The organism is Leifsonia sp. GW821-FHT13C09 (genome assembly GCF_058806435.1).
In genome coordinates, this window is sequence record NZ_JBXAPS010000019.1 from 1 (window position 1) to 23,066 (window position 23,066).

Sequence of the window (23,066 nt, forward strand, 5' to 3'; positions counted from 1 at the left end):
AGACAGAGCCCACCTCGGCATCGCAGGCCACGCCCCCATCGACCGAATCAACAACGGTCGAGGTCAGTACAGCTAGCTGCTGGACTTGCTCCACGATCGACGCATGCAGTGCCTCCGCCTGTGCCTGGCGCTCCTCCGCGTGCCGTGTGATGACCTTGTCGCCCATGATCCGTGCCTCCCGATCGACCCTCAGAGGGTCCTGTGTCAAGTCAGCGGGTGTTGGTGTCGTTGTTCCCGCCGATCAGTCTTTTTGCCGTTCCGGCAGAGAGATCGAGAGCGCGTGAAGGCAGTGCAGTGCCCGGAGGGGAGCGGTTGCTAAGTGGAGGGAGCGCAGCGAGCGGAGTCTGCAAATAGCGATCGGAGGGAACGGAGCTGGCGGAGGAAGCTACGATCGGCCGGCCGGAATGGCAAGAAGTCGGCTGCAAAGCAGCACGCCGAGGGCGTTTCGAAGGGGGTTCGAATTTCCACGTGGTCGCGATCTCCTGTTGCGCTCACGGTTGCGGTGATCGTCTGCTTCAGCCACACGGTCGCTAGTGCGGCCTTACCGGGTCCCGAGGTGACCGCGTACGGGGTGCTGGCCCGGCATCGTGATCCGGATCGGCGCGACCGCCGCAGCGCTCGGGGTGCCCCTGGCCATGATCGCCGGATCGGCGCACCAGTCTCGCAAAGGCCCCCAACCGCAACATCCCGCACCGGTTGCGGCCGTGCATCCCCGTTTCAGCGTGCCGTGACGTGCAGAACTCACCCTCGGCCTGGTCGTGTGCCTCCTCATCCCGGTCACGGACCTGCACGGCGCGATCGACTTCTCCAGCTTTGGCGTCCTGCTCTACTACTTCGTCGCCAACACCGCCTCCTTGACGCAGGCCCGTGGGAATCCCCGTTATCCGCGCTTCGTCGCCATTGCCAGCGCCATCGGATGCCTCATCCTCGTCGCCACCCTCCCGCTTTGTCCTGTCATCGCCGGGATAATCGTCCTCGCGGGGGCTCGGCTATCGACTGATCAGGCTGCGAGCGGAGAAGCCCTCCACGCGGTAGGGCACAACAAGCCTGATCAGTCGCCAGGGCGCCGTCGTTCGATTTGGATCGTGTCGTGCCACTTGCCAGCCCGAAGGCCGCACGTGGTCAGGGCTATGCGCTCTCGGTGACCGACCTGACGTACTCGCGGGGCAAGCGGAGGCGAAAGAATGTCGCGTGTGGGCTACTCGTCTCGGTGGTCCTTCAGCCACTCGCTTGCGTCGGGAGGGTTGGCGTTGTGGGAGCGAGGAGTGTGCAGATGGCGTCCGGCGAGCAGTGGCGCGTATCGAGTCGCTGACGCGATTGAAGGATCGCCATGAGTTCATTCTCAAGGTCGGCGAGCTCCCGCAGTCGCTGGCGAACCTCCGTGAGTTTGGTGTCCAGCACGGTGGTGACGTGGTCGCAGGGAGCGGATCCGCTGTCTCGGATCTGGAGGATTCCGCGGATGTCCTTCAGGGTCAGCCCTGCTGTCTGCGCGGACCGGATGAATTGGATTCGTGCGACGGCCGCAGACGTGTAGTCGCGGTACCCGCCGGGGGTCCGGGCTGGTTCTGCGACGAGGCCACGGCGTTCGTAGAAGCGCACGGTCTGAGCCTTGACGTGTGCTCGCTCCGCGAGTTCACCGATCAACATTTTGGTTTCCTCTCCGCTTGACCTTGTACTGCGGTGCAAGCCTTACCGTTTCGGTATGGAGATAACACTGCAGTATTTCGATGGTTGCCCGAACTGGATGACGACGGAGCAGCGCTTGCATGAGGTCACTGACGGGCGCGCGGACATCACCATTCAGCGTCAGTTGGTGAGCAGTGTCGAGGAAGCTGAGGAGCTTGGTTTCCACGGTTCCCCGACCGTCCTGATCGACGGTGATGATCCGTTCGCCGATCAGGATGCGCCGGTCGGTTTGGCGTGCCGGGTATACCGCTCCGGAGCCGGTCTCGCTGGTTCTCCGACGGTCGAGCAGTTGAAGGACGCTATCGAGTCGCGTCATCGTTCGGGGTCGCGCTGATCGGAGTTGATGTTGAGGAATCGCAGGGCGGTGCTTCGCGTGTGCGCTCGCGGTGTCGTTCGACCAGCATCATCCCGGGGATGGTGGTCAGCGCGATGATGGCGAGCAGGATGGTTAGCAGGCCTAAGCCGTCGAAGGCCAGCCATTGCGCGAAGACGCCGCCCAGGAGGTTGCCGAGAAGGTAGCCGACCCCGAGAACAACCGAGTAGACCCCCATGATGAGGCCACGGTTTGGGCGGAAGTCTGCGGAGATGTCGGAGAGATGGGTGAGCGCTGCGGGGGTGAAGCCCGCCTCCAGGAAGACTCCGACGACGACGATCGGAATGGCGATCGTTGGGGCGATGCCGTGGTTCGCCATGATGAGCCCGGCAGAAGTGAGGACTGCACCGCTGATGGTGACGGTGAGGGTCGGCAGGCTGGGTAGTCGGCCGACGATGAAGGACCATCCGATGATGCAGACGCTGAACAGGAGCACGTAGCCGCCGAGGATTGGGGAAAGCCAGGCGGGGTGGTGGGCTAGGGAGCCGGTGAATCGTTGGCCGGGGAATGTGCGGTCGCCGGCGAGGACGTAGGTGATTTGCGAGGTCACCCAGGTGCCGAGGATGGCGTTGACCGCGATCCAGGACGGGAGGAAGGCCAGGAGCCGCCTATTGCTGAAGATCTTCATTCTGCGGCGAAGTGTCACCGGTGTGGTGTCGGCTTTTGGCCGGTCGGTGCGGGTGAACGTCGCGACGAGGATTCCGGCGATGGCGTAGATGCCGGCGAGCACGGTGAAAGCCCAGAGCCCGGTGACGGCGTACAGTGCCGGACCGATGACTGCGCCCACTGCGATACCGCCGGAAGAGGAGAGTTCGTACATGCTGTTGAGGCGGCCGCGACGGTGACGATCTTCATCGGTGCTGTCGGCGAGTAGGCCGAGGGTGGCTGGGGTCGCCATCGCAGCCGACGTGCCGTCGATGAGCCGGGACACTCCAACGATCGCGACCACCATCGCCAGCGGAGGTGTTGCGCTGAACACCGACGCGCCCGGCGTCAGCACAATCCCGACGGCGGCGACGAGCGGGGCGACCACCAGAAAGAGGCGACGCCCCTTCAAGTCGCTGAGCGAGCCAGAGAGCGGCGCGAGAATCAATTCGGCCAGATATGCGAGGGCGGACAGTGCACCCAGGACGAGTGAACTGATGGGCACGCCGCGGTGCGCGAGGTCGACGAAGTAGCTTCCGACGACGAGTGCGCCCGCCGCTGAGGCCGCGCGAAGGAGGAATTGGGCGAGGATGACGACTCCAGCCGCATGGGCGCCGCGCGGACGTCTTCTCGGCCGGTCGATGCGACCTGCTCGCCCGGTGACGTCGGTCACCGGTATTCGGGGTTGCTGGCGAAGCCGAATCTCTCGCCGTTGTTCCACTGCTCTCGCAGGTTCCCGTAGGCGGGGATTCCTCCGGAGTCCTTCAGCCTGCGCGCAGTGTGCAGAAGATTCCAGGACATGAAGGTGGTGTTCCGGTTGGTGAAGTCGTTCTCTGGTCCGCCGGAGCCGGGGTCGAGGTAGGACGGTCCTGGCCCTATCGGTCCGATCCAGCCGGCGTCGGCGGCCGGCGGGATGGTGAAGCCGATGTGCTGCATGCTGTACAGCAGCGACATTGCGGCGTGTTTTACCCCGTCTTCGTTGCCGGTGATGACGACGCCGCCGACCTTGCCGTAATAGATGTATTGCCCTTTGGCGTTGTAGAGCCCGCTCATCCCGTAGAGCCGTTCGACGAGCTTTCGTGTGACCGAGGCGTTGTCGCCGAGCCAGAGCGGTCCACCGATGACGAGGATGTCGGCTGCGTCGACCTTCGGCCAGATCAGCTCCGGCCATTCGTCGCTCGCCCAACCGTGGTCGCGCATATCCGGATACACGCCGGTCGCGACGTCGTGGTCGATGAACCGGATGGATTCGACGGTGACTCCGACTGACCGCATCAGCGCTATGCTGCGCTCCATGAGGCCCTGGGTGTTGCTCACCTGCGGACTGGGCTTAAGGGTGCAGTTGATGTAGAGAGCGCGCAGGTCGTCGTAGCGGGCGGGCGGAGCCGGTCGGTCGTTCATGAGGGCACGCTACGCGCAGCGAACGGTTCGGCTCTGTGCGCTCGATCACGGGCCGGGCATCCGTGCTTTCGGCGTACAGTGCGCGGCATCGCGACGAGATGAAGAAGGAACCGATGAGACTTCCGGCTGTGACCGTGTTCGATGTCAACGAGACGTTGTCGGACTTGTCCGGCATGTCATTGCGGTTCGCTGAGATTGGTGCACGCCCGGAGGAGGCCGCGTTGTGGTTCGCGACGGTCCTCCGTGACGGGTTCGCTCTCGCGGCGGCTGGTGGCAGCGAGCGGTTCGCCACCATCGCCGAGGACCTTCTGCGGCTTCGGCTGCGCGATCAGCCGCTCAACACTGATATCGAACCGGCTGTTGCGCATGTCTTAAGTGGATTCGCGGAGCTGAGCCTTCACCCTGATGTCGTGCCCGGTGTATCAGCGTTGCACGCGGCCGGCCGGCGGCTGGTCACCCTCAGTAATGGTTCGACGTCGGTGGCCGACGGATTGTTCCGTACAGCTGGGATCCGGGAGATGTTCGATGCGCTGCTCAGCGTGGAGGACACGTCGCGGTGGAAGCCGGCCCGCGAAGCGTACGAATACGCTGCGAACGCTTGCGGAGTGGGGGTGGGGGAGATGATGCTGGTGGCTGTGCACCCGTGGGACATTCATGGCGCGGATGCAGCGGGGCTGCAGACGGTGTGGGTGAACCGTTCCGGAGGGCCGTATCCGCCGTATTTCGCGGCCCCTCTGTACGAGGTGCGCTCGCTGGAAGAGCTCGCCCGCTTGGGTTGAGGCGCCCAGGCTTAGTCGATCGGCGGGTGAACGGTGAGCTCGAACCGTTCATCGTAGAACGCCACGTACCCGGCAGGTACGCCGGAATCTGCCAGCGGTCGTTCGTAGCTCCATAGCTGATCGGTGTAGACGTCGCCGCCGAGCGTAAATGACCAGTACGACGCTTCGCCTTTGTAGGGACAGATCGTGTGAGTCCGGGTGGGAAGCAAGGGTACGAGGATGTCGGCGCGCGGCACGTAATAGCGCGTCGGGAGCCCGGTCTCGTACAGGAGGCGCCCGCGCACAGTGTCGGCCAGGACCTGACCGTCGAGTGAGAGCTGGATGCGCTGTGACGTAGCGCGCACGTCGACACGGTGGAAGGGGTCGCGTGGGTGTCCGAGGATCTGGTCGTCGTCCTCCAGCCAGGCATCGAAGTTGCTGAAGCGGAGGACGACCATTCCTGCCAGCTCATCGTCTGCAGGGGATGGCAGAGCGGTCTGCGATCGGAGGACCTGGTCGGAGAGGAGGATGTCCTCGACAGGGACCGCGTAGGTGGGCACAGGGCCGCCGGGGGGCCAGACCAGCAGGGCGCGCCGGCTGTCGAGGACGACCCTCCCGTCGAGGACGGCGCGAACCCGCTTACGCGTCGGCTCGACGCGAAAATCGTCGCTGTGGCTGGCGAGAAGTTCACCCATCCGTATCGTCATCGATGCTCCTAAAGGTTGCGCCCGGCGAGCCAGCGTTTGGCGATGGTGGCGGGGGTCGCCTTCGTGGCGCCGCTGCTCTCGCTGTTGAACTCGATCAGGTCCGACGTTGTCAATGCGTGGGAGACCTCATTGAGCACTTTGGAGACCGTGGGGGTGGCGTTCCTGGAGTTGATCAACGGGAGCACGTTCTGGGCGAGGATCAAGTTTTTCGGGTCCTTCAATGTGACCAGGTCGTTGGCCTTGATCGCAGGAGAGGTCGTGAAGATGTCCGCGACCTGCACACTTCCGCTGGTGAGCGCTCGGATGGTAAGCGGTCCGCCGCTGTCGCTGATCGGTTCCAACGTGACATCCACCCCATACACGCGTTTCAGCCCGGCGCTGCCGGCCGGGCGCACCGCGAACTCAGGGTTGGCGGCGATCGTCAGGTTGAGCGGCACATGCGCGAGGTCGCCGATGCTGGTGACGTGGTACTTCTCCGAGAATGCCTTGGTGACATTCTCGGAATCCTTGTCTTGCGCCGTGGATTCGTCCAGCACTGTGAATCCGGAGGGAAGCTTCTTGCTCAGTTGTGCGTAGACGTCGTTGCTGGAGGAGGCTGTCGCGGCCTTGTCGTAGTACTGAAGCAGGTTGCCGGAGTATTCGGGGATCAGGTCGATGGAGCCGTCCTGAAGCGCCTTGAGGTAGAGCTCGCGCTGACCGATGTTGAACCGCCTAGTCACGGCGATGCCCTTGCTCTCCAACGCCTGCGCATACACTTCCGCGATGATCGCGGACTCTGGGAACGCCGCCGATCCGATGACGATGTTCCCGCCGGACGGTGAGCCGCTCGACGTCTGGGCAGCGGAACCGCCGAATGGCGCGCCTACGGTGCAACCCGCAAGCAGCAAAGCCGCAGCGATCGCCGCTCCGGTCAGGACGGGTCGTCGCAGTCGTGGGGACATGTGTGGGGAGCCTCTCCTCGGCGAACGTGTGTGGGGCTTGTGTCAGAGCTGTGCGAGTGCGTCATCCAGCGCGCGATGGAATGTCGGATACGCGTAGATCGTGTTCCGGAGATGCTCGATCGGCGTGCGTTCGTGAACGGCGAGGGTGAGGAGGGAGAGGACTTCGCCTCCGACGGGACCGGCCGAGGTCGCTCCGACGAGGATTCCGCGCCGGCTGTCCACGATGAGTTTGATGAATCCCTGGTTGCCGATGGCGTGCAACCATCCGCGTGTGGAATTCGGGATCTGCGTGAGGGCAGTTGTGATTTGGAGGTCGGCGCGGCGCGCTTCGGCCTCTGTGAGCCCGACCGCTCCGATTTCCGGGTCGGTGAAGGTTACGCGTGGCACAGCGTGGTATTCGCCGGCGGCGTGTTCCCTGCCGAGGATGGTGTCCACGACGATCCGGGCTTGGTACATCGACACGTGCGTGAATGCTCCTCTGCCGGTGATGTCGCCGATGGCGAAGACGGTGTCGGTGAGCCGGCCGTGGTCGTCGGTGGCCAAGGAGCGCCCGGTCGCGTCCACGCCGGTGCTGTCCAGGCCCAGGTCGGAGATGTTGGGTCGGCGTCCGGTTGCGACCAGCAGTCTCTCAGCGGTCAGCCTCGTCTCGCCGATCGTGACGGTGAACCGCGCACCGTCGTGGCTGACGGACTCCGCAGGGGATCCCGTGTGCACTCGGATGCCTTCCGCGGTGAGGACATCCTTGATCAGGGAGCTGGATTCCGGTTCTTCGGCAGGAAGGAGCCGGTCGGCGGCTTCGACGATGTCGATGTTGCTGCCGAACCGGGCGAACGCTTGGCCGAGCTCGACGCCGACGGCGCCACCACCGAGGACGATCAGGGATTCCGGCGCCGTCGTGGCAGCGACCGCGTCGCGATTGGTCCAGAAGGGGGTGTCGGCTAGGCCCGGGATCGGGGGGACCGCTGGCGAGGTGCCGGTATTGAGGATGATCGCCTTGCGAGCTTGATAGGTGGTGTCCGCGACCTGCACCGTGTCGGTACCGGTGATAGTGGCGTGGCCGCGTACGAAGCGGCCTCCCGCGTTCTGGAAGCGGTCGACGGCGACCTGGTCGTTCCAATCGTCCGTTGCTTCCGTGCGGATCCGGTGGGCAACGGGTGCGAAGTCCGGGGTAGTTTCGGCGGTGCCGGCGAGTGCGGGGACGCGGCGTGCTTCGGCGAGAACGTTCGCGGCGCGGATCATCATCTTGGTGGGGATGCACCCGTAGTAGGCGCATTCCCCGCCGACGAGGTGTGAGTCGATTCCGATCACCGACAACCCTGCGTGGGCGAGCTCTTCGGCGGCTGTTTCACCGCCCGGACCCATTCCCACAACGATGACATCGACTTGTTCGACCATGATCCGCTCTTCCTTTCTTCGGAGATGCTGCTGGGACGCGGCGCGTCAGTCGTGAGTGAGGCGGCGCATCCACCGGGCGAAGAGCCCCGGGCGGTTTGTCTGGGAGTCAGCGTCGGCTGCGGGCGCTTTGGTGACCCGGACGCCGTTCCAGAAGGCAACGTAGCCCTGGATCTGGCTGGCCGCAGCGGAGGGGTTCGGGTAGTACCAGGCAGCGTCGGGATTGGTTTTACCGCCCACTTCGAGGCTGTAGTAGCGGGCGGTCCCCTTCCACGGGCACACCGAGGTGAGGTCGCTGCTGTGAAACAGGGACCGATCCAGGCTTTCCGGCGGGAAGTATTGGTTACCCTCGACACGGATGGTGCGATCCGATTCGGCGACGACGACACCGTTCCACGTGGCACGGTAGGTGACGGGTGAGGAGCTCATCGGTTTCTCCATTCCTGGGGTTTTCGCCACAGTAAATCGGGTCGGGCCTGTCGCACTGTGATCTCGGTTGCACGAAACGCAGCCCAGTTAGCGCTCTAGGAACGACCCGCGTAGGCTGACGGATTTTCGGCGAAACGGTGCTCGCAGCGGTCGGAGCAGAAGTAGAACTTCTCACCGCGGTGCTGACGGGTCGCGGGGGCGTGGGCGATTTCCACCTGCATACCGCAGACGTAGTCTGTGGCGAGCCGCTGGTGGGTGCTGAATCGTTCCCGGTTGCGGTACAGCCAATAGAGAACGGTTGCGAGAGCGAGCGCGGCGATGTTCAGCCAGGTGGTGTAGTTCCAGTGGAAGGCCGTACTGACGATGGTGTTCGACGGCGCGGGCAGGGGGACTTGGAACAGACGAAACAGCAGGTCGGTGAGCAATCCTGCCGCGCTCATCACCACCCAGAACAGTGCGAAGAGCTTCCAGGCGATGCGTCGCCCGTAGAGCTTGATGTAGATCAATACCAGCGGAAGGGCGATGAGGTCGGCGAAGATGAACGCGATGGTCCCGCCGAAGCTGAGCCCGTTGGCGTAGAGCGCGGTCGCCAACGGCACGTTCCCGACTGAACAGACGAAACTGATGAACGCGATGAAGGGGCCGATCAGCACGTTCTCGAGATCGCTCCAGAACCCGTGCCCGGAGAAGAAGGCGACGTGCCAAATCGATGCGGGAACGGCGACCGCGAGGCCCCCGGCGACCAAGTAGCCGATCACCAGCTCGCGTCGGAGCATCTTTAGGTCTGAGATGGCGTATCCCGCGGCGTCCGCCCAGCCGGAGCGGCTCCGCATCCGCTGCCAGACCGATGGCTGCGTGCGCGCGGCCTGGACGTCATCTGGTTGCTCGGACTCAGCATTGTGCGCCAACGCCTCCCTCGCCGCCGCCAGTTGCGCGGTGGGGAAGACCCGCGGCGCCAGAAGAGTGAACAGAATGATCATGATTGCGCCGCCGACGAATTCGGCCAACGCGAATTGCCACCCGATCAGTGTCCAGAGCACGAGTCCCAGCTCGACAACCAGATTGGTGGCGGCGAGCATGAAGACCATCGCCGTGACGAAGTCAGCGCCCTTCTGAAACAGCGACTTCGCCAGCGCCGCAGCGGCGTAGGAGCAGCTGGAGGAGATGATCCCGAAGAACCCTGCTCGGGCGATGGTCTTGGGTCGGTGGTCCCCGAGGTACTTCTGCATCTCGCCGCGAGAGACGAAGGCTTGGACCGCGCCGGAGAGCGTGAACCCGAACACGAGGGCCCAGAGAGTGCCCCAGAGCATGAAGAACGCGGTCAGCAGTCCGTTGGCGATTACGGTCAGGGTCGTCATCGGCTTCTCCTTTCGGTTGTCCGACGCGCCCGCTTGTCATTGCGGGCAGTGTGGATAAGGCGGCGCAGTTCAGCGGCGACGAAACGGATGCACCCAAGGGGGCCGGTTGCGCAACTGGGGATCCGCGAGTCCTCGTAGTCCGAGCCGTTGTCGACCATGAGTACGCCTTCTTTCACTCGAATGTGCGGGGCAGGTTGAGGCATTCCATGTTAGGAGAGGGTCCCTGGGGCCAGGTCAAGCCGCACAGGGTGATCGAGCGCACAGACGGGCCGCGGGGGTGTGCGTAACGTGGTGGACGATCTTGGCCCACTCTGTCCCGCGAATGCGAGGACGGCTGACAGACAAGGAAACGTCCACATGAGCTCCGACTTCGACCTGATCGCCATCGGCTCCGGCACCGCGAGTGCTGCCGCCGCGACCAAATGCGCAAAGGCCGGCTGGCGTGTCGCGGTCGTCGATGACCTGCCCTTCGGTGGCACCTGCGCGCTGCGCGGATGCGATCCGAAGAAAATCCTCCGCCGCGGCGCGGAGGTCATCGACGCCGCCCACCTCTTAGAGGGCAAGGGCATCGCCCCAGGAACCCTGACCATCGACTGGCCTGCGCTGATGGCGCACAAAAGGGGGTTCACCGAGCCCATGTCGCAGCGGATCGAGAAGGGGCTCGTCGCGGCCGGCGTGACCGCCCTGCACGGGCTCGCCGTGTTCACCGGACCTAACACGCTCACCGTCGACGGTGTCGAGCACACTGCGTCACGTTTCCTGATCGGCACCGGAGCGCGTCCTCGCACGCTGGAGTTCCCCGGCGCGGAGCATGTGATCGACAGCACCGCATTCCTGGAGCTAGATGCGCTGCCGAAGCGGATCCTGTTCGTCGGCGGCGGCTTCATCTCATTCGAGTTCGCGCACATCGCTGCCCGCGCTGGCAGCGAGGTCGCCATTGTCCACCGCAACGCGCGGCCGCTGCGCCGCTTCGACCCGGACCTGGTGGCGCTGCTCGTGCAGCGCAGCCGGGAGCTCGGCATCGACATCCGGCTCGATACCGCCATCGCCCGCGTCGACGCGGCCGGTTCGGGCTTCCGGGTGCTGACCACGCGTTCAAAGCAGGGGGAGTCGGAGGCGTTGGAAGTCGACCTGGTCGTGCACGGGGCCGGACGGGTCCCCGACCTGGATCGGCTGAACCTGGATGCCGCTGGGATCGCGCACGATGAGCACGGGGTGAGCGTGCACCCGCACTTGCGGAGCGTTTCGAACCCGAGTGTGTACGCGGCCGGGGACGCCGCACACACTCAGGGGCCGCCACTGACCCCGGTGGCCGCGATCGAGGGCAAAGTTGCCGCCTCCAACATGCTCAAGGACGCCGCGGTCGTACCGGACTACACCGGGATCCCCACGGCGGTCTTCACCGTTCCCGAGCTCACGGCGGTCGGGCTCCTGGTAGACGAAGCCCGCGCGCAGGGGATCGATGTGGACGTGAGATACAGCGACACGAGCCGTTGGTTCTCCAACTACCGGATCGGAGAGCCCACCGCCGCGGCCAAGATCCTCATCGACCGCGCCACCGACCGGATCGTCGGCGCGCACTTGTTCGGCCCCGAATACGCCGAACTCGTCAACACGATCGCTCTGGCGATGAAGACGGGGCTCACCACCCGGCAGGTGAGGTCGATGACTGCCGCGTACCCCAGCGTCGGCTCCGACCTCGGCTCCCTGCTGTGACCGGTTGGCGCAACGACCAACCGGCGACACGGTTCCGGTGGTGGGCCGGTCCGGCGGCAGCGGTGGTCGTCGCGGCGATCTGGGTGGCTTTGGCGCGGGTGAACCCGACCACGACCTATCACTTCGCCCCGGTTGTCGCCGCGGCTGTGTGGCCGGTCCTCGAGAGGGTCTGGGCGGGTCGGCCGGTGAAGCTCACCGCTGCCGTCGCCGCTTCGGCAGGTGGGGCCGCGATCGCTCTCGTCGCCCTCGTCGTTCTCGCATGCGCCGGAACCCTGCGAGGGCCGGCGCTCCTCGGTGTCGCGGTCCCGACGGAGGCGATAGCCGGGGCGCTCGCGGGAGGCGTTCTCGGCCTAGTGCTCGCGGTCTCCTTTCGAGCGAGAGGCCGTAAGAGGGATTCTCGACGCCGCGTGAACGATAGCGTGCGTCGACCTTAGGTCGTCCCTAAAGGCGACGCGATGGGCGCTCCTTCGATAATCGAGCAGAACGCAGCGAGGTTGGCACTGTTGGAGGCGGATGCGTCGTCTGCGCGGCTGGCTGCGCGAATGGCTTCGCGCATGCGAGTCAGATGCGTGATCTGCTCCTCGATGTGGCGCAGATGTTCGGCGAGGAAATCACGGACGCTGGCGCAGGGTTCGGTGCCGTCGCGGTGCAGGGACAGTACCTGGTTGATCTCCTCCAGTGTCAGCCCGAGTGTCTGGGCCTGGCGGATGAAGCGGAGCGTACTGACGTCGTCTTCGCTGTAGAGGCGGTACCCGGCGCTGTTGCGTGCCGGGCTGTTCAGAAGGCCTCTTTGTTCGTAGAGCCTCAACCCTTTGCGGGTGGTGCCGGTCAGTTCAGCTGCCTGTCCCGCAGTCAGCGGGACTTCGCTGGTCAGCATGGTTGTTCTGGCCCCAATCTTTTGCATTTTCCTCCGAAGCTGGTGCTGTCAGGCCAGCGGTGCGGCGGGTGGGAAGTCGAGTTCGGTGCCGGCGTAGTGGTTGAAATAGTTGGTGTAGAGGTTCGCGGCGATGTGCGCGAAGAGCTCATCCAGCTCCGCGTCGCTCCAGCCCGCTTCCCGCGCGTGAGCGCGGACCGCGGCTGAGACGTAGCCGGTATCGGCGGCGACGTTTCGGGCGACCTCAGCCAGGGCCGACAGGCGTGCGTCGAAAGTGATCTCGCCGGTGCGGATCTGCAGGATCTGTTCGTCGCTGAGTCCGGCGGCGCGCGCCGACGCGGTGTGCGCCGCTTGGCAGTATTCGCAGCCGTTCTGGTTTCCCACCGCCAGGGCGATGGTCTCGCGGGTGCGGGCGTCGAAGGTCCCGTGCTCGCGGATTGCGGAGGTCATGGCGGCGTAGGCGGCGACGACGATCGGCGATCGGGCCATCTGCGCGTGGATGTTCAGCAGCCGTCCAGACCTTTTCTTCAGCTGTTCTGCGATGGGGCGCGAGGGTGCGGGGAGGCGGTCGAATACGTCAGTCATGGGTGTGCGACTCCGAGAGGTGTGTTGGTTGGATGGTGATTCCTGTACCGGGTTCGAAGGCGATCATTCGTCGCAGGAACCAGGCAAAGGGCGTGGGAAGCGGGTAGGTCCAGGCTGCATTTCGCACTTCGGCGCCCCTGACGCGCAGGTGACGGTAGCGGGCGATCCCTTTCCACGGGCACACCGTGGTCAGGGCGCTGGGGGTCAGCAGGTCGGAATCCACATCTGATTCTGGAAAGTACAGGTTGCCCTCTACGACTACTCCGCGCGTCGTGGAGGCGATGAGGGTGTTCCCGAGATACGCGGTCGCCGTTCGCCGCTTCATCTCAGAGCGCGTCTCTCGTGAGCTGCCGGAGCCGGGCGGGGTCAGTGATGACGATGCGGCCTCGTCCTTGCCGGATCAGGTCCCGGTCGGCGAAGTCGCTGAGGACTCGGCTGGTGGCCTCCCGGGTGGCGCCGATGACGCTGGCCAGTTGCTCATGGGTGAGCCGGACCTGGAGGGTGCTGCGGCTGAAGCGTCCGCTGGCGCCGGGGTGGGGCCGGGTGAGATTAAGAAGCGTTGCGGCGACGCGGGCTTGCAGGGGCCGCAGCGCCAGGTCGGTGAGTCGGTCCTCCAGTTCGCCGACGCGTTCGCCGAGGATCCGGGCGACGCGGATGGCGATGCGCGGATCGGCGAGGAGGAAGCGTTCGACATCGGTGACCGAGAGCTGGCAGATGAGCGCGTCATCGATCGCTTCGGCGTAGCTGTCGTACATCCGCTGGCCGACCAGAGCCATCTCGCCGAAGACCGCCCCGGGTTCCAGGATCGCGAGGGTGAGCGCCTTGCCGTCCTCCGCCACCCGGAAGATGCGGACGCGGCCGGCCTTCAGAATGAACAGCGATCGGATCGGCTGGGCCTGGCTGTACAGCAGCTGCCCGCGGCTGAAGGGCACCGCGGGGGCCATGCGGTCCATGGCTTCGATCTCTGCAGCACTGAGGTCGGCGAAGAGGTCCACCTCGCTCAGACAGGAGAAGGGGTCCCGTGGGCCTGCGTCGGCGGCGTGGTTCTGCGCCGACGCCGGCCCGAGCGGCGACCACGGCGCCGATTTGCCGAGTCCGCCTAGTCGGGGGTCGATATCGCTCATGCTCGCCTCCGGGCGATCGGGACGGCGACGGCCGCCAGGATGAGGGCGTAGATCAGGTGCCCCATCAGGGACAGCATCGTGGTTGCGCCGAACGAGAACACGGCGCCCCCGAGCATCAGCGGCATCATGATCAGCGGCCCTAACACCCACAGGATAACCCCGTAGATCGCACCGGCGGTCAGCCCGCGGCCCCACGAGGTGAGCCATCGTCCGCCGAGTAGTGCGAATACCAGCCCGTAGAAGATCGAGATCATGATGTGGATTCCGAAGCCGACGATCGGGGAGGTGGAATGGACCATCCCGGCGATGGTGGTGAGCATGCCCATCATCGACATCATCATGCCGAAGACCACACCGCCTGCGATCCCGCCGACGGCGCCGGCGAGCAATCGTCGGCCCAGCCCGGCTGTGGTGAACTCGGTTGTGGAGGTGTGTGCAGTCATGGCGATTCTCCTTTCTCGAGAATTCGATGCTGCGACGCTAGAAGCATCTCGCCCCACCGGTCTGTGACCGAGGCCACAGTTCCGCAAAATCGGCCGTTCCTCACCGGCATCCGATCGGATTCGAGCCTCGATTTGGCAGGAGTTCGGTGAGCGTCATCACAGTAGGCGCGAGCGGTGGAGGAGGAGGATCAGGGAGTGATCTCATCGGAATCGGGCGCCAAGAGCGCGGAGAAGCGCTCCCTGCGCCGGGACAGCATCGCGTTCGTGGGAACGGTCGGCTCGGCCGTCGGAATCCAGGCGCCGGCCGGAGGAGTGAGCTTCCTGCCCGCCTTGATGGCGGGCATCGTAGGGCTCAGCGGCCCGGCGTCGTTCGGTTCGGCCGTGGTGGTGATGCTGTTTGTAGCGTTCGCATTCGTGGTGTTCACGCGCGCGTTTGCCTCAGCGGGCTCGGTGTACACCTTCACCGGGCGGGTACTGGGCGTGCGATATGGCGTCTTCGCCGCCTGGTTGCTCCTGCTGGTCTACGTGGCGTTCGCCTCGTCCGTGTTCGCGTCGAACGCGAACGCGCTGGTCACCCTGTTCTTCCCGCAGCTTCTCGGCACACCGTTCTGGTTGGTGATGGCGGCGCTGCTCTGGGCGGCGACGATTGTCCTTGTGCGGTACTCCATCCGCGTCTCGACGGTGCTGATCTTCGTCCTGGAAGCGGTCGCGGTGGTTCTGATCGGTGTTGTCGCTGTCGCGGTGCTCGTCCACGAGCCGGCCCGAGTCGCGTCGTTGGGCCTGCAGCCCTTCAATCCGGTCGGTGTTCCGATCAGCGTCCTCGCTCCGGGGGTCATCTTCGCATTCACCGGGTTCGCGGGGTTCGAAGTCGCTGCGACGTTGGGGGAGGAGTCGCGTGCGCCGCGCCGGGTGATTCCAGCCGCGATGGTCACCGCCCTAGTGGTCTCGGGAGCGATCTACACGGTGATGTCGTACGTTGAGACGGTGGCCTATCCGTCGGCGTCAGCGTTAGCAGCCGCCGCCGATCACGGGGTGCCGTTGGCGGCGATCGCGGACCGCTTCGTCGGGTCCGGGATGGGCACGGCCGTCATCGTCGCCTCGATCATCAGCGGGTTTGGGGCACAGTTGGCCGCAGTCAACGGTGCGGCGCGGCTGCTGTTCGCGGGAGGCCGTGCCGGGATCGTGCCGGGCCGGGTCGAATTCACCCATCCACGGTTCCGCACCCCGACACGCGCGATCGCGGTAGTGGCAGTGGCGACGATCGTGCCGTTGCTCGCGTTGAATTCCCGCTCGCCGCTCGGCGCTTTCGACGACCTGGCGACCTACGGCGCGGATCTGATCGTGGTCGCCTACCTGCTGACCCTGATCGCCGCGGTCGTCTTCTCGATCCGACAGCGCCGCGCCGTTCGAGTCGTCGTCCTCGCTGTCGGTGTCCTCCTCGTCGGCTACGTGATCGCGGCGACGGTGTTCCCGTTCCCCGCGGGTGAGTCGCGGTGGTATCTCATTGCCGCCGGCCTGTCCCTGGTTGCTGGCGGGGTGATCGCTGCCACCCTGAGGAGGGACCGACTGCAGGCCGTGGAGCTCTTCGGAGACGACCCGGTACCGTCCACAGCCGAACGGATGACCGCCGGCAGCGCTACTCGTCCGGCCGAGTGAGCTTCCGGAGTTCCCGGAGGTCCGCCTTCCCGGTCGGGTTACGTGGGATCTCCGTCACCACATCGATGCGCTTTGGCCGCGCGAACACCGGGAGCCGCCCCCGAACCCAGATTCGGAGCTCGTCAGTGGTCGCGGGGCTGCCGAGTACGACCGTGGCGGCAACTGCCTCGCCGCCGTCCTGGTCGGGTTCCCCGTAGGCGACGGCGTCGGTCACAGCTGGGTGGGTGCGCAAGGCGTCCTCGACGGTGACCGGGGCGATCTTCACGCCACCTCGGTTGATGAGGGCGGCGACGCGCCCAAGGACGGCGACGGTCCCATCCTCCAGAAGCGACCCCCGGTCACCGGTGCGCAGCCATCCCGCTTGCAGCCGGTCGCTGGTCGCGGCGGGATTCGCCCAGTATCCGCCGGTGACGACGCCGCCGCGGACCAAGAGCTCCTCATCATCGCCGACCCGTGCGCGCAGCGACGGGATCAGCGTTCCCCCGGCCGGTGTTGTGGTCGTGGTCTCGCGGACGCTGATCAACCCCGCCGTCTCGCTCATCCCGTACACATCGAACAACCGCACCTGAGGCAGTCTTTCCCGCAGAGCGCCCAGCAGCCCGGGCGGCGTCGAGGAGCCGCCGTAGATGATGCTGCGCAATGAGGGGAGGCGCTTGCTGGTGAAATCGTCTTCGCGCAATAGCTGCGCGAGCATACTCGGGACCAGATCGAGTAGGGTCGCTCTCTCGCGCCGGATGGTTTCGATCAGGGTCCGCGGACGGAACTCCGGCAGGATCACGGCTGTGCCGCGCGCGAGCATGATCGGGTTCAGCTGCGAGATGTGGCCGGAGACGTAGGAGAACGGCAGATGGATGGGGGTGACTTCACCGACGCCCAAGTTCAGCAGGTCACGGTAGGTAGCTGCCACGGTCATGGTCGCGCGATGGCTGATCGTGACGCCTTTCGGGGTTCCGGTCGTGCCGGAGGAGTAGACCAGCGCATAGACGTCGTCCGGGTCGGGTTGTGGTCGGTCGCTGTCCCACTCTCGCGTGCCGCCGCTGAGCACGTCGGTCAGGGGAACGGAGTGCGGGATGCGCACACGACGCTCGTCATCGGCCAGTACGATCGCGGGTTCAGCGTTCTGGATCAGTGCCTCCCAGGACGGCGGGTCCAGGTTGGTGGGTAGCCCTGCGTAGATGAATCCGGCCCGGGCGCACGCCCAGATCAGGATCGCCGACTCCACACGGTTGCCCGAGCACAGCATCACTCGGTCGCCGGGGCTCGCGCCGGCGGCGGCGAGCTCGTCGACCGCGCCCTCGACCCGTTCCGCAAACTGGGCGTACGTCAGGGTGCTGCGGGAGTCTTTTACGAGCGGGGTGTCAGGGAACTCTGACGCTGCGGAGGCGAGATTTGCCACGAGAGTCCCGGGAACGGCTCTCGGCCTCGGCATCAGGCGACCGCCGGCTGTGCGACCAGCTGCCGAAGCGGGATCGGCATAGTTCGAGCGCTGCGAGCAAGCCGGGCCAAATACGCGACCGCATCCTCCTCGTGCCCGTTCCGCAAGTACAGCGAGCGGGCCAGCAATTCCGCGCCGCCGTCACCGAGCCCGAATCGGTAGGTCGTGATCCGATCTTCCCTGAGCTCCAACCCGTGGGTTCGGAGAAGGCTCGCGGCGTGCCGGAGCTGTCGGTCGTTGCGGTAGCCGAGGCCGCCGTGGACGGCGTTGAGCAGCTTTCCGCTGATGAGGAGGTCAGCCGGGCGTGTCGGGTGAGTGGGGACGAGGGCGAGTAGGACCCCATCGGGGGCGAGCACCCGACGGACCTCGTCCAGGACCGTTTCCAGCTCGGGGAGGATCATCAGCGCCATCGAGCACACCACGGCTCGTGCTGCGCCGTCAGGGAACGGGAGGGCGCGGGCATCCCCGACGCTGACGGTCTCGGCGCCGCGGGCTCGCGCTTTCGCGATCTCGGCAGGGGAGGCGTCGATACCGTGATAACGACCCTGGAGTTCCGGCCGCCATAGCGGTGCGCTTCCGCAGGCGAGGTCCACGATGAGCCCGTCCGTGGGAAGCTGCGACGCCAGCCAGTCATATCCCGTTCTCCCCGTATCATCGACGCTCGCGGCGAGGACGTCCTCCGTGATTCCGGGCCGCTGCTCGTGGAAGGAGTCCAGGTACGCATCCCAGTCATCGCCGAGCTCCACGCTCATCGGACGTCGCCCGGGCTAGCAGTCCGGCGTTCCGCCCTCCGGAATCCGAGACCGCGGGCCCGGCGCAGCAGTTGCGCGGCGCGTCCCATCACGCCCTCACGGATGCGCCGCTGGGATTCGAAGATGGCGGCGTTCCAGATTCCGTCGTTGTAGGTCGGGTACGGGTGCGTCGCAGCGGCTATGTCGGAGGCCGTGAGACGCGCCGACACCGCGAGGACGACTTCGCCGATGCTCTCTCCGGCGCGTGGACCCACGATCGTCCCACCACGCAGCCGGCCGCGGCGATCGACGACGAGCTGGGTGAATCCGGTCGTGTCCTCGTCGGTGATGCCCCGGTCGAGGTGCCGATGCTGCACAGTGATCACCCGCCGCCCCCGGGCCCCAGCGAGGGCGGATGATTCGCCGACCGACGCGACTTCCGGGTCGGTGAAGATCACTCGGGGCTCGCCTGTTGCCGGCCCGGGCTTCTTCGAGCCCAGAAGAGCGTTCCGGGCAGCGATCGCGCCGCTCACGCCCGCGGTGTGCGTGTGCTTCGAAGTGGACGTGACGTCGCCTGCCGCCCAAACCGCAGGATTCGTGGTCCGCAACGCGCGGTCGGTGCTGACCCACCCGTCGTCGTCCTGTCCGATCCCGGCCGCGCCGAGATCAAGGGAATCGAGGATAGGGACACGGCCGCCGGCGAACAGCACGCGCTCGAACGGCACCCACGTCTCATCGTCGAGCACCGCGGACGAGGTGCCGGTCTCGCCCTGTTCCACCCGTGCCAGGGTGCGGCCGGTCATGACCCTGACCCCGTCAGCCTCCAGCGCACGCAGCACGAGCGAGCGCGCCTTCGGATGCTCATCCGGCAGGATCTCGTTCCCGCGCTGGATCAGCGTCACATCCACGTCCAGGCGGGCCAGCGCCTGGGCCAACTCGCAGCCCATCGGACCGCCGCCGACGACCAGCATGCTCGAGGGAAGCTCCGGCAGCTCCCAGAGAGTGTCGCTGGTCAGCGCATCCCCCTCCGGCAGTCCCGGAACGAAAAACGTCACAGGATGCGAACCGACTGCCAGGATCGCTCGCTGGAACCGCACCTCCTCACCGCCGACCATGACGGCGTTGGGGCCGATGAACTGCGCTTCGCCGGACATCACCGAGACGCCGAGCACTGCCAGCGACTCAGCGGAGTCCGTCGGGGCGATACGGCTCTCGGCGCGGTTGATGGCCTCGAACACACCCGCGCGCGCCGCTCCGCCGCTCGGAGCGCCCGCTCCCGAGAGCGCTGCGATGCGTGCCGACGCGATCATGCTCTTCGAGGGAACGCATCCGGTCCACAGGCATTCGCCCCCCAAACGCCCCCGTTCGACCAACATGACTCGGGCTCCGAGCAAACGCGCGGTCCGGGCCGCGATCAAGCCGGCGCTCCCCCCGCCGATGACGAGCAGTTCCCAGGCCGAGTTGTCGTTCATGCTGTCTCGTGCCATGTCCTGGTTCTCCGCCTTCCGACCGGGTGTCGGAAGCAGCCAATCACGAAGCCCTGGGGGAGCAAAGTGAATCCGATCACAGAGCGGTCGCCAGATTTTCGGAGCAGGCCAGCCTGAGCAAGTCGTCGCGTCTCAGAAGGGCTGGGCGCCGCCAGGATTCGGCAGACCGACGGAAGGTCCCAGTCAATGGTGCGGCGCGGGGTGGGGCGGAGTTCGCGGTTAGGTCACCATTCCCGGCAAGCAAGCCAGATGATGACCGCATCGAAGGCGGTCAGCATGGCCACCTCAGCAGAGGATGATGCCAGTGGGGACCGCGACGACGATCTCAGTCACGGTCAGTGCGATATCTGACTCAGAATACGAACTTTGGAGATCGTCCTGTCGACGCCGGTCGGATTTTGGACGGTTTCGCCGGGCGAAAAGTGAACAGTTGCGGGCAGTCTAGTTCTCGGTTTCGGCGGTGGTGGTCCGGATGCTGGGCAGGCTGTGGATGCCTCGGCCGCGGAGTCGATAGCTGGGCCCGTTGAGGGTGAGCCGTCGGCGTGGTGGACGATCCGGTCGATCATCGCGGCAGCGACGGCCTGTCGCCGAAGACGCCACCCCAACCGCTGAAGGGTAGGTTCGAGGTCAGGATCAGCGACGCGTGTTCATAGCGGCTGGAGACGAATTGGGCGTAGACGGCTCAAAATGTGATCACCAGAGCGGAGGTGCACGGTGCTCTATCATTCGATCTCCGCCCGCAGCCGTCATAGCTCGCGAGATCGACGGGGCTTTCGTTTCCTTGCCCTTTCGTTCTGGGTTCGACCGTGGACTGCGAGAGAACCCAGATGCAGCAGCCGATGACGAAAGCCGTGAGCAGCCACAGTTTCAGGAGGTCGCCGCCGTTTGCCCGTCGCTTCGTCATAGGGCTGAGGATACGGACGCTCGCGTAGCCCCATGCAGCCCCAGTAGGGGGCGCGAGGTATGCGGAAGCCCCCGGGTCAGTGGGTGCTGATCCGGGGCTCCTCCGAGGCGCACTGCTTCGCGGGGGTGATGATTTCGGCGAGGTCGTGGGCGGTGCGCAGGACTCGTGAGGCGGTTTCCCGGATGACGGTTGTGTCTTCATTGGCCCATCCGGTGATGTAGCCGATGCTGTAGGCACTGGTGTCGAACCCGGTGAGGCCGGCGACGATGAAAGCGACTGATTCGGCTTCGACTTCCATTCGGCCGCGGTGGGCGCGGTACTGGTCGACGTCGTCGACATGGCGGAGCTCGATGTGTGCGGTTTCGTGAATGAGGGTTTTCGCTGCATGCTCGACGGCGAGGTTCTCAGCGAGGGTCACCCGGCGCGACTTGGGATCGGTGTATCCGCTCGCGCTGGTAAGAGGCGCGCGGTGGATGCTCCAGCCGTGCGCCTCGAGGTGGGCCGTGAGGGGAGCGATGACGCCGTGGTCGTCGTTGCTTGCAAGCCGTCGGGTCGGGTCCTCGGGTAGCGGGTCGGCTCCCTCGATCGGATCCGTTTGCGCGATGTCGAAGACCGACACGGTCGGAAAGTACCGCACGACCCTCTCGTCGCTCTCGGCGGCTTCCCCTGCATCGTCTCGGGTGAGCTTCTTCTCGTTGTACCCGAAGATCTTGATCGCCTTCTCGCCCTTGCGCACTTGTCGTCCCTTGACCTGCCACTGCCGGAACCCGGCGACCCTGGTCGCATCCGGGTTCTGGGCGAGGATCAGCAGAAGGTTGTCCAAGCTGTAGCTGTGGAAAGACCGGGCGAACTCCAGAAACGCCCGCCACTGGCCGCTATCGGCGAGCTGCTGGACTTGTTCCACGATCGACGCGTGCAGCGCTTCGGCCTGCGCCCGTCGGTCCTCCGCGCTCCGGGTGATGAGCTTGCTGCCCATGATCACTACCTCCACATCGTTCTTCTGGCCGTTCTGGCACGAGGATCAAGAACGGGCGCAGCCAGGCGAAGTGACGGCAGAGAGCGGTTGCTAAGCGGAGGGAGCGAAGCGATCGGAGTCTGCAAATAGCGATCGGACGGCACGCAGTGGGCGGAGCTCGTTATGATCAGACGCCGGAGCGGAGAGAAGACCTCGACAGACAGCCCGGCGGAGCCGGTCTTCGCCTGATGCCTCGCAAAAGCGTGAACGCCGCCCCTTCCGGGGATCTTTGCTTCGAAGGCTGTTGCGGTCCCACGCGGACCTTGTGGCTATAGCCGGGTGGCACCAGCCGATCTCACCCGGGATAAACGCTCGCGGGCGTCGGAGATCGACTGGAAGAGCGACGTGCGCTCGCTGCCCCTACGATGGAGCCGCCTGCGGCGGCGCGTTCTTGCCGGTTTTCTTTGTCTTTCCGGCTGCCGATCGTAGCTCGTTCCCGGTTCTCCGTGCCGGGCTTTCGCGGCATATCCTCACTCGCTTCGCCCCCTCCGGTATTCCACGGTCCCGGCACTGCGCCCCTCCCACTCGCTCTCGATCTCTCCGCCGGAAGGCAAACAAAAACTGTCGACACAGGGGAGTGATCATCATGCGGGTATTCGTCATTGATACGAGCAACATGGGTCCGGAACTGCAGGGCGGACTGATCGGAGTGGTCGGCTCGACTGACCCGACTGCGGAGGAGAAGCAAGAGTGCGTGGACACGGTGAGCCGGTACGCGGTGGACGGGTGGGCCATCGCAGGGGACCCACACACGCCCATCGGCTGGCTCGCAGCTGTGACCGCCGAGACGGCGTGTGTACCGTTCGTTTCACTGAGCCGGCTGCCGCAACTGCGACAGACGGTGATCACACCCACGGTATACGCGCCGCAGGTAGGCGAGCTCAGCTGAGCTTGGGGGTCCCGCCCTCCGCGGCGGGACCCCGTTGGTCTCACTCAGTTGAGGTTGCTTCCTCGTTCTCGGATGAGGCCGCCGCGTTATTGCCGGTGACGATTCGCTCCACGTCGCTGAGGCTGTACCCCCAGGCGTCAAGTTGGGTGAAGTAGTCGGCGTCGGTGGAGGAGGGCGAGCGCCAGGTCTGCTTGCTGGTGACGCTCTCGCAGGCTCCGAGCACGATGGCGAGGGCGACATGCTGCGCCTTGGCCGGAGTCTGCTCAATGAGGACGGAGAGCTTGTCCGCTTCGAAGTAGCCGGAGGGCTCGAGGCCGAGCAGCTGGTGGGCGAGCTCGTTACCGTCCCTGGTGGCCGAGCTGACCGCCTGGCGGTGGACGGTGAGGCCCTTGGCGATCACGACGGCGGCGTCCTTGGGAAGGGTCTTGCGGGACAGGAATGTGGTGAGCCTTATCTGCACTTGAACCGATCGTCCAGCCCCCGCCATTTGTTCGGTCACTCAAGGTGACGACGGTTC

Annotated in this window: 23 protein-coding genes and 1 pseudogene; 5 read left to right on the forward strand and 19 right to left on the reverse strand. The window is 65.6% G+C overall.

The annotated features are described in order from the left end of the window. Positions 1 to 1,218: 1,218 nt before the first annotated feature. A complete protein-coding gene (locus AC1ROW_RS21605; RefSeq protein ID WP_493021665.1) occupies positions 1,219 to 1,647 on the reverse strand; it encodes a heavy metal-responsive transcriptional regulator in 429 nt (142 codons plus the stop codon). 55 nt (positions 1,648 to 1,702) lie between these two features. Here AC1ROW_RS21605 and AC1ROW_RS21610 point away from each other — a divergent pair, with 55 nt between their 5' ends. Further along, positions 1,703 to 2,020, forward strand: coding sequence for a thioredoxin family protein (locus tag AC1ROW_RS21610; RefSeq protein WP_493021667.1), 318 nt, complete (start codon positions 1,703 to 1,705; stop codon positions 2,018 to 2,020). Here the strand turns inward: AC1ROW_RS21610 and AC1ROW_RS21615 are convergent. Both AC1ROW_RS21615 and AC1ROW_RS21620 read right to left on the reverse strand, forming a co-directional pair. Beyond that, positions 1,986 to 3,377, reverse strand: coding sequence for an MFS transporter (locus AC1ROW_RS21615; protein ID WP_493021669.1), 1,392 nt, complete (start codon positions 3,375 to 3,377; stop codon positions 1,986 to 1,988). The genes AC1ROW_RS21610 and AC1ROW_RS21615 overlap by 35 nt on opposite strands. After that, positions 3,374 to 4,105: a flavodoxin family protein gene (locus AC1ROW_RS21620; protein WP_493021671.1), complete on the reverse strand. Its 732-nt coding sequence runs from the start codon at positions 4,103 to 4,105 to the stop codon at positions 3,374 to 3,376. Before AC1ROW_RS21620 ends, AC1ROW_RS21615 begins: the two co-directional genes overlap by 4 nt. 128 nt (positions 4,106 to 4,233) lie before the next feature. On the opposite strand from AC1ROW_RS21620, the gene AC1ROW_RS21625 reads away from it, so the two are divergent. Further along, positions 4,234 to 4,884: a haloacid dehalogenase type II gene (locus AC1ROW_RS21625; protein WP_493021673.1), complete on the forward strand. Its 651-nt coding sequence runs from the start codon at positions 4,234 to 4,236 to the stop codon at positions 4,882 to 4,884. An 11-nt stretch (positions 4,885 to 4,895) separates the two neighbouring features. Here AC1ROW_RS21625 and AC1ROW_RS21630 read toward each other — a convergent pair whose 3' ends face one another. The 5 genes from AC1ROW_RS21630 to AC1ROW_RS21650 all read right to left on the reverse strand — a co-directional run bounded on the left by AC1ROW_RS21630 (position 4,896) and on the right by AC1ROW_RS21650 (position 9,690). Beyond that, positions 4,896 to 5,570 carry a DUF427 domain-containing protein gene (locus tag AC1ROW_RS21630; RefSeq protein WP_493021675.1) on the reverse strand — a complete coding sequence of 225 codons (675 nt, stop codon included), beginning with the start codon at positions 5,568 to 5,570 and terminating at the stop codon, positions 4,896 to 4,898. A gap of 8 nt (positions 5,571 to 5,578) precedes the next feature. Next, complete coding sequence (locus tag AC1ROW_RS21635; RefSeq protein ID WP_493021677.1) at positions 5,579 to 6,511, reverse strand: ABC transporter substrate-binding protein; 933 nt, start codon at positions 6,509 to 6,511, stop codon at positions 5,579 to 5,581. A gap of 42 nt (positions 6,512 to 6,553) precedes the next feature. After that, positions 6,554 to 7,906 carry a dihydrolipoyl dehydrogenase family protein gene (locus tag AC1ROW_RS21640; RefSeq protein ID WP_493021679.1) on the reverse strand — a complete coding sequence of 451 codons (1,353 nt, stop codon included), beginning with the start codon at positions 7,904 to 7,906 and terminating at the stop codon, positions 6,554 to 6,556. Between the two features lie 45 nt (positions 7,907 to 7,951). Continuing rightward, positions 7,952 to 8,332 (reverse strand): DUF427 domain-containing protein, encoded by a 381-nt coding sequence (locus tag AC1ROW_RS21645; protein WP_493021681.1) that lies wholly within the window; start codon positions 8,330 to 8,332, stop codon positions 7,952 to 7,954. A 95-nt stretch (positions 8,333 to 8,427) separates the two neighbouring features. Continuing rightward, entirely contained in the window at positions 8,428 to 9,690 is a 1,263-nt protein-coding gene (locus AC1ROW_RS21650) for a permease (protein ID WP_493021683.1), read from the reverse strand. 357 nt (positions 9,691 to 10,047) lie between these two features. Between AC1ROW_RS21650 and AC1ROW_RS21655 the strand changes: the two genes are divergently transcribed. Further along, positions 10,048 to 11,406 (forward strand): dihydrolipoyl dehydrogenase family protein, encoded by a 1,359-nt coding sequence (locus tag AC1ROW_RS21655; RefSeq protein WP_493021685.1) that lies wholly within the window; start codon positions 10,048 to 10,050, stop codon positions 11,404 to 11,406. Positions 11,407 to 11,836: 430 nt separating this feature from the next. Here AC1ROW_RS21655 and AC1ROW_RS21660 read toward each other — a convergent pair whose 3' ends face one another. From AC1ROW_RS21660 to AC1ROW_RS21680, 5 genes are read right to left on the reverse strand one after another with little or no spacing between them, the layout of a single operon-like run. Continuing rightward, a complete protein-coding gene (locus tag AC1ROW_RS21660) occupies positions 11,837 to 12,283 on the reverse strand; it encodes a heavy metal-responsive transcriptional regulator (RefSeq protein ID WP_493021687.1) in 447 nt (148 codons plus the stop codon). A 48-nt stretch (positions 12,284 to 12,331) separates the two neighbouring features. Next, on the reverse strand, positions 12,332 to 12,865 hold the full coding sequence (locus AC1ROW_RS21665; protein ID WP_493021689.1) for a carboxymuconolactone decarboxylase family protein: 534 nt from the start codon (positions 12,863 to 12,865) through the stop codon (positions 12,332 to 12,334). After that, positions 12,858 to 13,190: a DUF427 domain-containing protein gene (locus AC1ROW_RS21670; protein ID WP_493021691.1), complete on the reverse strand. Its 333-nt coding sequence runs from the start codon at positions 13,188 to 13,190 to the stop codon at positions 12,858 to 12,860. Before AC1ROW_RS21670 ends, AC1ROW_RS21665 begins: the two co-directional genes overlap by 8 nt. A 1-nt stretch (position 13,191) precedes the next feature. Continuing rightward, positions 13,192 to 13,989 carry a Crp/Fnr family transcriptional regulator gene (locus tag AC1ROW_RS21675; protein ID WP_493021693.1) on the reverse strand — a complete coding sequence of 266 codons (798 nt, stop codon included), beginning with the start codon at positions 13,987 to 13,989 and terminating at the stop codon, positions 13,192 to 13,194. Next, entirely contained in the window at positions 13,986 to 14,432 is a 447-nt protein-coding gene (locus AC1ROW_RS21680; RefSeq protein ID WP_493021695.1) for a hypothetical protein, read from the reverse strand. The genes AC1ROW_RS21675 and AC1ROW_RS21680 overlap by 4 nt, the downstream gene beginning before the upstream one ends. A gap of 195 nt (positions 14,433 to 14,627) precedes the next feature. Here AC1ROW_RS21680 and AC1ROW_RS21685 point away from each other — a divergent pair, with 195 nt between their 5' ends. Then, positions 14,628 to 16,088, forward strand: coding sequence for an APC family permease (locus AC1ROW_RS21685; RefSeq protein WP_493021697.1), 1,461 nt, complete (start codon positions 14,628 to 14,630; stop codon positions 16,086 to 16,088). On the opposite strand, the gene AC1ROW_RS21690 is transcribed toward AC1ROW_RS21685, so the two are convergent. From AC1ROW_RS21690 to AC1ROW_RS21710, 5 genes and pseudogenes are all read right to left on the reverse strand, one after another. Then, on the reverse strand, positions 16,069 to 17,484 hold the full coding sequence (locus tag AC1ROW_RS21690) for a class I adenylate-forming enzyme family protein (protein WP_493021699.1): 1,416 nt from the start codon (positions 17,482 to 17,484) through the stop codon (positions 16,069 to 16,071). The genes AC1ROW_RS21685 and AC1ROW_RS21690 overlap by 20 nt on opposite strands. A gap of 32 nt (positions 17,485 to 17,516) precedes the next feature. Then, on the reverse strand, positions 17,517 to 18,275 hold the full coding sequence (locus AC1ROW_RS21695; protein ID WP_493021701.1) for a class I SAM-dependent methyltransferase: 759 nt from the start codon (positions 18,273 to 18,275) through the stop codon (positions 17,517 to 17,519). Then, entirely contained in the window at positions 18,272 to 19,726 is a 1,455-nt protein-coding gene (locus AC1ROW_RS21700; protein ID WP_493021703.1) for a dihydrolipoyl dehydrogenase family protein, read from the reverse strand. The genes AC1ROW_RS21695 and AC1ROW_RS21700 overlap by 4 nt, the downstream gene beginning before the upstream one ends. Positions 19,727 to 20,182: 456 nt before the next feature. Next, positions 20,183 to 20,420, reverse strand: a pseudogene (locus AC1ROW_RS21705) (ATP-binding protein); the annotation flags it as partial. 301 nt (positions 20,421 to 20,721) lie between these two features. Next, entirely contained in the window at positions 20,722 to 21,621 is a 900-nt protein-coding gene (locus AC1ROW_RS21710) for an ArdC-like ssDNA-binding domain-containing protein (protein ID WP_493021705.1), read from the reverse strand. A 616-nt stretch (positions 21,622 to 22,237) separates the two neighbouring features. Between AC1ROW_RS21710 and AC1ROW_RS21715 the strand changes: the two genes are divergently transcribed. Beyond that, on the forward strand, positions 22,238 to 22,549 hold the full coding sequence (locus AC1ROW_RS21715) for a hypothetical protein (protein WP_493021707.1): 312 nt from the start codon (positions 22,238 to 22,240) through the stop codon (positions 22,547 to 22,549). A 40-nt stretch (positions 22,550 to 22,589) separates the two neighbouring features. Here the strand turns inward: AC1ROW_RS21715 and AC1ROW_RS21720 are convergent, their stop codons facing one another. Further along, on the reverse strand, positions 22,590 to 23,009 hold the full coding sequence (locus AC1ROW_RS21720) for a hypothetical protein (RefSeq protein ID WP_493021709.1): 420 nt from the start codon (positions 23,007 to 23,009) through the stop codon (positions 22,590 to 22,592). Between the last annotated feature and the right edge of the window lie 57 nt (positions 23,010 to 23,066).